This window comes from Mycobacterium sp. UNC410CL29Cvi84, assembly GCF_000686745.1.
GTDB classification, from domain to species: Bacteria; Actinomycetota; Actinomycetes; order Mycobacteriales; family Mycobacteriaceae; genus Mycobacterium; species Mycobacterium mucogenicum_B.
This window is the reverse complement of the sequence record NZ_JMLM01000013.1, coordinates 187,778-200,068: the sequence shown is the minus strand read 5'-3', so window position 1 is coordinate 200,068 and position 12,291 is coordinate 187,778. Positions and strand designations below refer to the sequence as shown.

Annotated in this window: 8 protein-coding genes; 1 reads left to right on the top strand and 7 read right to left on the bottom strand. The window is 67.3% G+C overall.

Translation table 11 applies throughout. The features are described from left to right. Positions 1 to 465, bottom strand: a 465-nt coding sequence (locus tag BR47_RS0119740; protein ID WP_029120545.1) for a DUF222 domain-containing protein, incomplete at its 3' end; no start/stop codon positions are given. A 475-nt stretch (positions 466 to 940) separates the two neighbouring features. Continuing rightward, positions 941 to 4,042, bottom strand: a complete 3,102-nt coding sequence (locus tag BR47_RS30940; RefSeq protein WP_036427595.1) for an MMPL family transporter — start codon at positions 4,040 to 4,042, stop codon at positions 941 to 943. An 87-nt stretch (positions 4,043 to 4,129) separates the two neighbouring features. Between BR47_RS30940 and BR47_RS0119730 the strand changes: the two genes are divergently transcribed. After that, positions 4,130 to 4,717, top strand: coding sequence for a TetR/AcrR family transcriptional regulator (locus BR47_RS0119730; protein WP_231506740.1), 588 nt, complete (start codon positions 4,130 to 4,132; stop codon positions 4,715 to 4,717). Here the strand turns inward: BR47_RS0119730 and BR47_RS0119725 are convergent. The 5 genes from BR47_RS0119725 to BR47_RS0119705 are packed head-to-tail and all read right to left on the bottom strand — an operon-like array spanning position 4,714 to position 11,990. Next, the gene (locus BR47_RS0119725) at positions 4,714 to 5,703 is read right to left on the bottom strand and encodes an alpha/beta hydrolase (RefSeq protein WP_029120543.1); all 990 of its coding nucleotides are present in this window, start codon (positions 5,701 to 5,703) and stop codon (positions 4,714 to 4,716) included. The two genes, BR47_RS0119730 and BR47_RS0119725, sit on opposite strands and share 4 nt — an antisense overlap. Continuing rightward, positions 5,700 to 6,485, bottom strand: a complete 786-nt coding sequence (locus BR47_RS0119720; RefSeq protein ID WP_020101086.1) for an exodeoxyribonuclease III — start codon at positions 6,483 to 6,485, stop codon at positions 5,700 to 5,702. Before BR47_RS0119720 ends, BR47_RS0119725 begins: the two co-directional genes overlap by 4 nt. A 10-nt stretch (positions 6,486 to 6,495) precedes the next feature. After that, on the bottom strand, positions 6,496 to 9,867 hold the full coding sequence (locus BR47_RS0119715) for an ATP-binding protein (RefSeq protein WP_029120542.1): 3,372 nt from the start codon (positions 9,865 to 9,867) through the stop codon (positions 6,496 to 6,498). After that, positions 9,860 to 10,525 carry a DUF4194 domain-containing protein gene (locus tag BR47_RS0119710; protein ID WP_029120541.1) on the bottom strand — a complete coding sequence of 222 codons (666 nt, stop codon included), beginning with the start codon at positions 10,523 to 10,525 and terminating at the stop codon, positions 9,860 to 9,862. The genes BR47_RS0119715 and BR47_RS0119710 overlap by 8 nt, the downstream gene beginning before the upstream one ends. Beyond that, on the bottom strand, positions 10,518 to 11,990 hold the full coding sequence (locus BR47_RS0119705) for a DUF3375 domain-containing protein (protein WP_020101089.1): 1,473 nt from the start codon (positions 11,988 to 11,990) through the stop codon (positions 10,518 to 10,520). The genes BR47_RS0119710 and BR47_RS0119705 overlap by 8 nt, the downstream gene beginning before the upstream one ends. Between the last annotated feature and the right edge of the window lie 301 nt (positions 11,991 to 12,291).

Below are 12,291 nucleotides of genomic sequence, written 5' to 3'. Positions count from 1 at the left end.
GGCGATGATCGCGTCGATGCGCTGTTCCATTTTCGGTTTCGACAACCGCCCCCACGCGACGATCTTGGCGGCGAGGTCGGCGTCGACCTGTTGGGCGACGTCATCGTCGATGATCAGGTCGGTGCGCGCGACGATCATCGCGACCATCACCGCATCGATCAGCCCTTTGGCGTAGACGGCTGCGACTTTGGGTAGGCGGGTGCGCAGCATCACTGCCCGCTCCACCTGGGCCTGTGCTCGTTTGCGGGACACTCCCAGCGCGGCGGCGACCTCGACGACCAGGCCAGAAAAGCCGTCGATCGCCCAGTACCGTTTTTCGATGTCGTCGTCGGGGGCGCGTAGCTCCCACAGGTCGCCGATCGCGGCCAGGCGGCGGGCCCCGGCGGCGTTCTCCTGGCGGGTGGCCAGGGTGATCGCGTCGACCGCCGCGGCCGCGGCGTGGGGATCACTCTTTGTTTCGCTCATACGTTCGAATGTAGATGTGCCCACCGACAAGATCAGCGACTGCTGACATCGCCTCATCGTCGACGGTTAGAGCACCTAAACAGAAGCGCCACAGCAGGATTGGGTTCCACCCCCAGGCGCATGGATCGTCGACGGTTAGGACAACTAGCCAACTCGGTCCGCGAACGCGGGACGCCAAGCAGCGAGCCCCCGAAACCTGCCAAGGCGCCGCGCCGGACGGCAGGACCGATTAGCCGCCCTAACCGTCGGGGATCGACAGGCCGGCGCCGGCGCCCTTGGGGATGGGCCGGAACGATTGCGGAGTCGACCTAACCGCCGAGGGTCCTAGACCCGTCCAGAGAACTTCGGGCGAAGCGATCGGGGCCGCAGGAGCGTCAAAGGACAGCTAGGCCACCTAAGCGTCGACGATCCACCGGCACCGCCACGATGGGACGAGGTAGGACCAACAAACCCGCCCGCGATTTACCCAGCCCACCTAAGCGTCGACGGTCGCGGGTTCGCGCTCCGCGTTGGTCGTCGCGGCGTGCCCCTCGGCGGCGTGCGGCTTACTCGGCCACCAGATGCGGTTACCGATCATGGCCATCGCGGCCGGCACCAGCACCGTGCGTACCAGGGTGATGTCGATCAGCAGGCCGATGCCGATGGTGAACCCGATCTGCAGCAGGTTGATCACCCGGCCGGTCATGAGCGCGAACATGGTGAGCGCGAAGACGATTCCGGCGGTGGTGATGACGCTGCCGGTGGTGCCGAAGCTGCGCATGATGCCGCGGATCATGCCGTCACCCGACTCTTCGCGGATGCGGGCGGCGAACAGCATGCTGTAGTCGGCGCCGACGGCGATGAGCGCCATGAACGACACCGGGAACACCGACCAGTCGATGTCGACACCGATGAGGTGCTGCCACACCAGGACGCTGAAACCGGAGGCGGCGGCGAACGACAGCGTCACGACCGCGACCATGAACACCGGCGCGAGGATGCTACGGAGCAGCGCGATCAGCACCAGCAGCACACCCAGGATCGCGACGACGCCGTAGACGGCAAAGTCGTGCCACACCTGGTCGCGCATGTCGGCCGAGAGCGACGCCAGGCCGGTGCTGGCGAAACGTGCTGTCTGCAAAGAGGTTCCGGATGCGGCCTCGGTCGCCGCCGGCGCCAGCGCGCGGGAGGCGTCGAGGGCCCGGGCGCTGTACGGGTTGATCTTCCAGATGACCAGCATCCGCGCGGTCTTGCCGTCGGGCGAGAACAACAGGTCCTGTGCGGCCCGGAAGGCCGGATCGGAAAAGCCTTGCGGCGGAAGGTAGAAGCCCGAGCCCGGGCCGTCGCCGGTGTGCGTGCTCAAGGTCGTCAGATAGTCCGTCGCCTGGCCGAGCCCGTCGGTGAGCCGCCCGGACATGTTGACCACCTGGTCCACACCACCCTTGACCTGATCGAGGCCGACGGCCAGTCGAGTCATCCCGGCGCTGAGCTGGTCGGCGCCACGCACGAGTTCGGTCAGCTGGGTGCGGGCCTGCGCCGGCGAACCGCCGGGCAGGTTCGCGACCATTTTCTGCAACGTGGCCAACGCATCTCGGATGGCGGGCTCGGCGGCCCGCACCTTCTCGACAGTCACCTGCGGGACCGCGGAGAGCCGCTGCGCCTGCAGCAGGGCCCGGCTGACCGCACCATTGGAGATGGCGTCGAGGTCGGCGATGTCCGCGCGGGCCCGGCTGCATACCGGGTTCATCAGGCAGTCGGGGCCGGGTTGCGGGTCGAGTGCGGAGCCGAGAGCCGAACTCACCAGCCGGCCGGCGTCGGCGACCTGCGCGTTGCCGTCGATGGCCTGCAGCGCCGCGTCGAGCAATCCGGTGGAGGAGCTGAGATCGGCCAGCGCCGAACGGACGTCGACCGTGCCGTCGGTGAGGGTGGACAACCCGGCGCCCGCGGCCTGGTACCCGTCGAGCACCTGATGGGCGAGCCCGGTGACTTGCCTGATGCCGGAAACCAATTGGGGAATCTGCGTGACCGCGGAGGCGGCGCCGTCGCGCAGCTGAGCCGCGCCGGAGTCCAGCCGGTGGATGTCGGGGACGGCCTTGTTGACCTGGTTCTTGGCATCGCCGAGCCGGTCCGCGACGATCCCCGCCTGGTAGCCGATGGTGGTCTGCGGCAACTGTTTTCCGGCCGGCCGGGTCATCGAGCGGACATAGGCGATCTCGGGCATCCCCGACAGGCGACCCGCAACGCGGTCGAGCGCGGCCAGGTCGTCGGTGTTCCGCATGTCATGGTCGGCCGAGACGATCAGGTATTCCGGTGCCGCCTCGTTGACACCCCAATGCGCATAGGTCTTCTCGTATCCGACCGCGCTCTCGGTGTCGTCGAGCTGCATGGAATTTTCGTCGAAGTTCACCCGGAAGGTGGTGAGAACCGCTGCGGAACTGAGCAGCAGCACCAGCGATGCCGTCACCAGGACTCCGGACCGGCGGATCATGGTGGATCCGATGCGGCGCCAGCGTCGGTCGTTGAGGGGACGCGGTTCGGCCAGGCCGCGGCGTCCCAGGATCGACAGCAGGGCGTAGGGCAGGGACATCGACACCGCCAGTCCGACGACGATCGCGATGGCGATCGGTGGGCCGGCGGCCTTGAACATGCCGAGCTCGGTGAATCCCATCGCGGTGGCGGCCGCCGCGATGGTCAGCATCGAGGCGATCAGGATGCCCGAAACCCGCTGCCCGGCTTGCGCTATCGCATCGATGACGGGCACCTGGCTGCGCCGGGCCTCGTGATAGCCGGCGAGGATGAAGATCGCGTAGTCGGTGGCGGCGCCGAGCAGCATCGCCGTCATCAGCGAGATGGTGAAGTTCGAGACGGTGAGGGTGCCGCCCATGCCGAGCAACGACACGATGGGGCGGGCGACGCCGAGGGCGATGCCGATGGTGAGCAGCGGGACCATTGCCGTGGCCAGCGACCGATAGACCATGAGCAGCACCAGGGTGATCAGCAGCACGGACACCGCGGTGATGATCAGCAGGGAAAAGTCCATGGCGCTGAAGAGGTCGGCCAATGTCGGCGACGGTCCGGTGAGGTACACCCCGACCCCCGGGGGTTTGGGCAGGGCCTGGAGCTGATCGCGGATCGCGATGGTGTTCTTGTGTGCCTTGGTGGACCCGACGTCGCCGGTGCCGGCAAGGACGAGGTTGATCGCCTTGTGATCGGGGCTGAGTGCGATGTCCCGCAGTTGCGGATTGTCGTAGGTGTCGAGCACGTAGGCGACGTTGGTGGTGTCGCGCTGCAAGGTGGCGACGATGTTGCGGTACAGGGCTTCGTCGGCCGCGTTGATGCCCTTCTCGTCGACCAGCACCACGCTGCCGACGGCCGAGGACCGCGGGACGCCGAAGGCGTCGGACATCTCGCGCAGCGTCTGTGCGGCTTTGATGTTCGCGGGCATGAACGGCGCCGAGTGCTCAGCGACGGTCTGCTCGAGCTGGGGGATGGCGACGTTGAGGATTCCGGCCAGCGCTATCCAGAAGCCGATGACGACCCATGCCCATTTGGCACAGAAACGGCTGGTGGCGGCGAAAAACCTGCTGTTGTGTCCCACCCCGGACCCCCTTGATTCGAGACCGGAACTACACCGTTCGGTCTACTATTGGAGGCAGACGCTAGTAGACCGACTGGTGTACAAACAATGCTGAAGGACAGGGAGTTACGTCACATGAGTGCCCGAGATCGGCTTGTCGTCACAGCCATCGATCTGATTCGGCGCCAGGGCGTTTCAGGTACCGGGCTCAGCCAACTGCTCGAACGCAGCGGAACGGCACGGCGCTCCCTCTACCTGAACTTCCCTGGGGGCAAGGCCGAACTCGTCGCCGACGCGACCGTTGCGGCGGGAAACATGCTGGGCGACGGCATCGACCGCCTGATCGGCGAAAAGGGTCCGGTCGGGGCGGTGCGTGCCTTTGTCGAGATGTGGATCTCGAACCTGACCAGCAGTGACTTCGAGGTCGGCTGCCCGATCATGGCCGCCGCCCTCGGCAGGTCGGAGGCACCTGCCGCGGCCGACGCCGCTGGTGAGGTCTTCCTCGACTGGGAAAGCCGCATCGCGGCCGGCCTGGAAGCGGCCGGCCTGTCACCCGACGATGCCGCACGGCAGGCGACGCTGACCGTCGCGGCGGTGGAGGGCGCCATCGTCATGGCGCAGGCAACCAAGTCGGACGTGCCGCTACGCCGTGTCGAGGCGGCGCTTGTCGAGTCGGTGCAGCAGTACCTGAATTAGGCGGACTTTGCCGGGGCTGTGCCGGACAGACAGTCGGAGATGAAATCGGCCATGCGCGCGTATGCGCGGCGGCTCTCGGGCAGCCCGGGGAAGATGGCCGGGAACGCGTGGACCTGACTGGGCCACGCCGCGACCTCACACTTGCGCCCGGCCTGGATCAGCCTGTCTTGCATCCGCTCGGCGTCGCACAGCAGTGACTCCGTCTCGGAGGCGACGATCAGCGACGGCGGCATTGCGTCCATCGGACCGGAAACCGGCTCCAATTCGTCGAGATTGCCGGCGGGACAGATGCGTTCGGTGATGACCGGGAAGCCGGCGGCGATCCCGAAGACGTCCGTCGCCGCGGTCGAATGCGCAGTGCGTGCGGCGTTGTCCAATTCCAGCAGAGGCGAAATGCCTACCACCCCTGCGGGACTCGGGAGCCCGTGCTTCGGGGCCTGCTGCGCGGTGGCAAACGCCAGGAATCCGCCGGCCGAGTCGCCGGCGAGGATGACCTTGGCCGGATCGACGCCCTGGCTCAACAAGTGACGGTAAGCGCCCAGGCAGTCCTGGATGGTCGTCGCCAGATCGACCTCGGGGTACTGCCGATATTCGATGTGTACCAACGGCAATCGCGTGACGCGCGAGAGCGCGGCAACGGCGCGCAGGTGGGTGTTCAGGTCACCGAGGACGAACCCGCCGCCGTGGAAATACAGGATGACGCCGTCGGTGATGGGCGCGTCGAGGTCGGACGGCGACACCCATTCGACGGGCAGGCCGTTCCAGTTTTCGGCGACCAGCCGGAAGCCGCGCGGCGGCCGACGACGCTGCAGGCTGGCCAGCTTGTTGACGTTGCGTCCCACGCGCACGATCCGCTGTGACGTCGCCTCGTACTCCGCGGTGGTCAGCGCGCGAATCAGAATGCGGGCCAACAGCAATGACGCGAAGAAGTGAATGATGCGCGCACGCAGGCTGGCCGGCTCGGCGGCGTGAATGACCGCGCTCACTGTGCCAACTCCACCAGCACCGGCGCGTGATCGCTGGGCTGCTTGCCTTTTCGTTCCTCGCGGACGATCTCACCGTGGGTAACGCGTGCCGCGAACTCCGGTGAGCCCAGCACGAAGTCGATGCGCATGCCCTGCTTCTTGGGGAACCGCAGCTGCGTGTAGTCCCAGTAGGTGTAGACGCCCGGACCCGGGGTGAAGGGGCGGACCACGTCTGCGAAGCCGGCGTCGTTGATGGCGCGGAACGCTGCGCGCTCGGGCTCGGAGACGTGCGTCGAGTTGGCGAACACCGCCATGTCCCAGACGTCCTCGTCGGTCGGCGCGATGTTCCAGTCACCCATCAAGGCCAGTGGCAGCGACGGATCGTCGGCCAGCCATTTCGCGGAGGTGTCGCGAAGGGCGGCAAGCCAATTCAGCTTGTACGGCAGGTGCGGGTCTTCCAGCGTCCGGCCATTGGGCACGTACAGGCTCCACAGCCGGACCCCGCCGCAGGTGGCGCCGATGGCGCGGGCCTCGTCCGCATCCTGCCACTGCGGCTGGCCGTCGAAACCGATCTGCACGTCCTCGAGTCCGACGCGGGATGCGATCGCCACGCCGTTCCACTGGCTGTGCCCGACGTGCGCCACCTCATAGCCGAGCGCCGCGAACGGCATGGTCGGGAACTGCTCGTCCTTGCACTTGGTCTCCTGCATGGCGAGCACGTCGACGTCCGCGCGGGACAGCCAGTCCGTGACCCGGTCGACCCGGGTGCGGATGGAGTTGACGTTCCAGGTGGCGATACGCATGACGCTCCGATCAGACAGGCTCGGGGACTTTCAGTTCCCGACGCAGGGCGGTGAAATCGGTGATGGTCTTGGTGGCGACGTTGGCGACCGGCCGGGCATTGCGGCCGGTGGCCTCGGACTTGGACACCATCACCACGCCGTCGATGTACGGCTGAATGGTGGTGGCGTTCTGCACCGTCGCGACGATCACCAGCTGGAAACCGAACTTGCGGAACGCCTGCAGCGCCTGCGAGGCGAACTGCGGGTCGGACTTGGAGAACGCCTCGTCGAGCATCAGCTGCGCGAAAACCGGCTTGTTGTCGCCGCTTTCGGGGTTGGCCAGGTTGAAGCTGAGCGCCCCGGCCAGGCAGAAGGCCATCAGCTTCTCCTGCTCGCCACCGGAGTTGTCACCGGCATTGCTGTGCGTGCGGATCAGTTCGCCGCTCGCGACGTCCCACTCGGCGCAGTCGAACGTGAACCGGTTGCGCACGTCGAGCGCATCGCGCGTCCAGGCGCGGTCCTCGGGGTTGTTGCCGGCCAGCCGGTTTCGCAACCGCAGGATGTCGGCGTACTGATCGAGGATCGCTTTCTTGTCGCCCAGCCCCACCTCGGCGATGCGCCGGGAGATCGCTTTGACGATGTCGGTCAGCTCGGAGACGGCGACCATGCTGCGCGGGTTGGCGCGCAGCGTCAGCCGGGTGCCGCGGTTGAATTCCACTGCACCCAAACCGGTGTTGACGCGGTCGATCTGCTCGCTGATACGCCGGGTCTCCTGCTCGGCGACGCGGTGCAGCGTCAGGATCGCATCGGGCGCCTGCTCGGTGATCAGTCGCATCATGCGGTCGTAGGCGTCGGGCAGCTCGCGCTCGTCGATGTGACGGCAGACCGCGACGTAGTCGTAGATACGCTCGTCGAAGTCATCCGAGTCGTTCGGAATCGCATCCGGGAACGAGGCGTCGAACGTCGCGACGATGCGGGACAACTCTTCGTAGGAGCGCCGACGGCTCTCGGTGAGCTGGTCGCGTTCGCGGCGGATGGCCGCGAACAGCGCCTCGCGGTGCGGCTCCGGGTTGAGCAGTTCCAGCGGCACCGGGACGTCAGCGGCGTAGCGGCGCAACAGATCTGTGGCCTGCTCCGACATCGCGGCGGGGGCGAGCCGGTCCTGCAGATCCATCAGCTTGGTCCGGCGGGCGTCGAGATCGTCGCGCCGGGTCTGGATCGCGCCGCGCCGCGTCATCAGGGTTTGGATGTCGACCCAGCACTCCTCGGCGCGGGCCGACAGCGCCTCGATGTCGGGGTGGTCGGCCAGCAGCAGTTCGTACTGCTCGCGGAGCCGGTCGGCGTGGCCCTCGGCGGTGTCGGTGTCGATCTGGCTCCACTGCGGGAACTGCTCGTAGACGGCCTTGCACGCCGCGGCCCGGTCGCGCCACTGCTGCCGTTGCGCCGCAATCTCATCCGCGGCGCGCCGGGCGGTGCTGAAGGCCTCCTCGGCCTCGGTCAGTTCGGCGTGCAGCGCTTCCAGCTTGGCGCCGATGTCGCCCTGGTAGATGTACTCGGACGGCTTGATCGGGCGCCGGTCGTCCTTGATGGCCAGCCGGTCGGAGTCCTTGTACAGACCCGTGTCGGTGACGGCCCGGCGGAACCGCACGAACACGTCGGGGGTGTCCACACAGATGTGGTCGCCGGCCGCGGCGATCACATCGGCGGCCTCGGCGGCACAGGGATGCTTGGGCTTGACCAGGAACAGCTTGCCCGCCAACGTGTTCGGCTCGGCCTCGCGTCCCGAGGCGCCGGCCCGGACGTGGTGCAGCGCCAGCCGTCCGCGCATGTTGGTCTCGTTGACGAACCGCAGCACCTTGGCATAGTGCTGATCGGGCACCAGCAACCGCAGGCCGACCCCGCGCAGCACCTTCTCGACCGCGAGCCGCCAGCGAGAGTGCTCGGGCTGCAGGTCGAAAAGCTCAGCGACATAGGGCAGTTCGGCGGGATCGATGCCGACGCCCGCGCAGATGTGGTCCCGCATCGTCACGGCGGACTCGGGCAGCGCAGAACCGACGTGCTCGACGCGCTTGAGTTCCTTGGCCGCATTGTCGCGCAGGATACGTGCCGACTTCTGTGCGTACTCGGCGTCGGTGGACGCGTCGCGCCCCCACTCCAGCTTGCCCAGCATCTCGGTGGCCTGCCGGGTGAGTTCTTCGCGCAGGTTCCAGAATTCGTCGGCGGTGTCCGGCACTTCGACGCCGAGCGCCGCGACCATCTCCTCATAGGCCGCGCGCCGCCGCGCCACGTCGTCGGCCTGCGCCTCGGCGGCGTTGACCTGGGCCTGCAGCGGACCGACATGCGCCGACGCGCCGTTGATCTGGGCGTTGAGCGAATCACCTTCGGCCTTGGCCAGATTCAGCTGCCGCGTCAGGTCGGCGTTCTCGTTCTCCAGCTGGTCGATGGTCGCGTCGAGTGTCTCGATCTCGGCGGGGCAGTGCCGCAGCCGGACGTGATCGGTGTAGGCCCGCACCATCGGCAGGTCGACCAGGTCGATGATCCCGAGGTCGGTTGACTCGGAGGCATAGCGCACCTGGATGGCCTCGATGTCACCGAGGATCTTGCGCTTGCGCTGCGCCACCGCGAGTAGTTCGCGGGCCTCGACGAGGGGGTCGATCTGCTTGAGGGCCTCCGGCAGCCGCGCCAGACTGTCCGGTTCGTCCAGCATGAACTCCCGGACGAACTGCTCGAGCCCACCAACACTTTTCAGTGACTTGGCCTTGCCGAGCAGCTGCTGCGCGGCGTCCGACGCGCGGATGCCGATCGAGGCGTACAGCTGCGCCAGATACTGCGACTCGACCTTGGTCGTGAACCGCCAGCCGCTGCTTATCCCGTCGCTTCGCTCGCCCCGGTCGCCCTTGAACACCCCGGCGTCGAACCGGCCCGCGGCCCACCGGTTGCAGACGTCCTCGATGTCCAGGTCGCCGTCGCCGATGACGAACCGGCTCGAGGAATCCGAACGCGATTCTCCCGTCAGCCATTTGAGGACCAGGCCGGTGATGGTGCGCCCGGTGTTGCTGGTGTAGGTGACCGCGACCGCCGACCACGTGGTGCCCTCGCCACGCAGGTACATGACCTGACTGGTGCCGGCTTCGCTGCGCTGGCCCCAGGCGCCGCGGACGTATTTGTCGACGGTGCGGCGGCCCGCGCTCGAGCCGGCCGCGGTGTTGTCGCCGGACGCGTTGAAGTTGCGCCGGTTGAACGGCAGGAAGCCGAGTGAAATCGCGTCCAGCAGTGACGATTTACCGCTGCCGGAGCCGCCCGCGACCAGTGAGCCGCCGGCGCTGAACGGAATGCTGTGATAACCGTCGAACACGCCCCAGTTGATGATCTGGAGCCGGGACAGGTGGAACTGCTCAGACATCGGCTTCAGTACCTCCGCCGGTGAGTTGTTCGAACTGCTGCTGCAGCTCGGTGATCACCGAGGCCGTCATCACGGCCGTGATGACGGGACTCACGGTGTAGCTGTCCTCGTCGTCACGGCTACGGCGCAGGATGTCCAGGCCCGTCAGCCTGGCGATCGCCGCATCGATGCGGGCGGTGAAAGTGACTGCGTCGCGGTCGGTTTCGTTCAGCACACCGCTGAACATGCCGTGCATCTCGTCGCGGGTGATCAGGAAGCTTTGGTCGCCGCCGGCGCGCATCAGCTGTGCCAGGTGCAGCGCCAGAATCGAGTCGTAGGTGCCCAGGGGCTCGCGGCGCAGCAGCTTGATGCCCTTGGCCGACTCGTAACGGGCCTGCTCGATGAACGCGATGTCGACGCCTTCGGAGATGCGCAACTGCAGGTCGAGTTCGGACAACCGCACCGACAATTCGTTGCGGTACTCCAGGATCCAGCTGTAGACGTCACGGTCGGACTCGCTGCTGATGTAGCGGCGGGTCAGCAGGTGTTGCAGTGCCCAGCAGGCGCGGTCCGGCATGGCGCTGACGTCGCCGTCGAACCGTGGACGGCGCTGCTGCGCCGCCCGGCTGTTGCTGTCGACCTCGGGCAGCGAGGCGAAATCGATGGGGCTGTCAGTCATGCATGGCTCCTGTACTCATGACCGGCTCGGTGAACATCAGAGAGGGCACCTCGATCTCGCGGTCGCGACCGTCGAGCGAGCGGAATCGCACCGACATGGTGTCGTCGCCCGCGTCACCCGGTCCTGCGGGTTGTTTGAGGGCCCACGACCACAACACGATGACGTGGCCCAGGTACGCCGAATCGAGCATCGAGACGGCCTCGGCCAGTGACACCGGGCGGCGCGCGACCGCGGCATTGAGCATCTCGGACATCGCGGGTGCATCGACCTGGGTGGTCAGTGCCGCGAAGGTGGACAGGTCGACGTCGCCCTGTGCCGCTTCGGCAGGTTTGGGTGCCGACAGGTCGCCGATCTTGAAGCTCAGCGCGCCGATCGAGCTGATCGCGTGCCGGGCCAAGGGGACTTCGATGTCCAGCCGGGAGTCGGTCAGCGACGACTTCAGCAGCGTCCGGGCCGCGCCGATGGCCTCGGTGAGCTGGCGGGCCACACCGCGGCTGGACTCCATGGTGCCGAACGCGGTGAATCGCTTGACCCGCTGCGCGCACCGCTGCTGGATGCGTTCCACCTCGTCGATCTGGTGGCCGATCAACTCGAAGAATCCCGCCATCACCTTGCGCAGTGCCGGGTCCAGCTCGGGCAGTGCCGACGCCACGGTGGCGATGTCGTTCTCGAATTCGGCGCGCTGGTCGGGGTCGTTGATCATCCGCAGGAACGCCCGGTGCGAATCGCGGCCCGCGGAATCCCATGCTGCCTGGTAGTCGGCGTACATCTGGCGCTGCCGGTCGCGGTACTCGATGTTGGTGTCGATCGGGTCGTCGAGCGCCTGCGTCGCCTGCTCGATCATGGTGCCGTAGAGGCCGATGTCGGTGATCAGCCGTTCCATCTGCAGCGCGATGGCGCGGGCTTCGTCGTACATGTCGGTGACGTCGGGCTCGGGGCGCAGCCCGGCTTCCAACTCGTCGAGCTCGCGGTGCAGCGCGGCGATCTCGGCTTCGATACCGGCCCGGATGCGGTCGGGGTCATTTCCGGCACGTGTGGCGATCTGACGCATGCGGGACGCGATGCCGGCGATCGAGCCGCCGGTGGCGATGCTGTCGCCACGGCGCATGCCGCGGACGAAGTCGAGGGCGCGACGGGCGTCCTGCGTCAGATAACAGACGTTGCGTTCGGCGCCCGCCCGGGTTTCGGCCACTCGGTGCACCCAGCCCTGGCTGGCCCACGACTTGATCAGGGCCAGGCCCGACTGTCCGAGCTGGTCGTCGGTCTCGCCGAGCGTCGCCAGATCGCGCTCCAGCCGAACCACCAGATCGGTCTCGGCGATCATGCCTTCACTGAGGTGCCGCTCCATCAACGTGGCGTAGACGCCGAGGTTGTTCGTGGCCAGCAGCCGGACTGCGCGCGAGCCCTGAACGTCACGGTTGAGTTCGAGCAACTCGGCGGCCGACAGCGCCGCATTCTCTTGCACCCGCAACCCCTGACCAGCCTGACACTTCGGTGCGTTCCACCGACGGTCCAAGATACTTGGCGAAGCGTCGGCCGGCATCGGCGGTCGTCCCCCGCGGAGTCCCCGAAGACGATTGCTGGTATTGCCCGGGACGTCCGGTCCCACATGTTGTCTCACTATGTGGACGCCGGCCGGTGCCTCGGCAGGCCGCCGGACGGACGGCGGCAGCAATTGCGTTGACGCGCCGGTGCGGCCCCTGTCGGATTTGCCCCGAGCGGGTACGGGGCGTCCCGGTCGAGATCACATCGCCGCCTCGGCTCGT

Bases quoted from the DNA above. Each gene is read 5' to 3' on its own strand.
- BR47_RS0119720 (WP_020101086.1), bottom strand. From the start codon at position 6,485: ATGCGTATCGCCACCTGGAACGTCAACTCCATCCGCACCCGGGTCGAC.
- BR47_RS0119730 (WP_231506740.1), top strand. From the start codon at position 4,130: ATGCTGAAGGACAGGGAGTTACGTCACATGAGTGCCCGAGATCGGCTT.
- BR47_RS0119715 (WP_029120542.1), bottom strand. From the start codon at position 9,867: ATGTCTGAGCAGTTCCACCTGTCCCGGCTCCAGATCATCAACTGGGGC.
- BR47_RS0119710 (WP_029120541.1), bottom strand. From the start codon at position 10,525: ATGACTGACAGCCCCATCGATTTCGCCTCGCTGCCCGAGGTCGACAGC.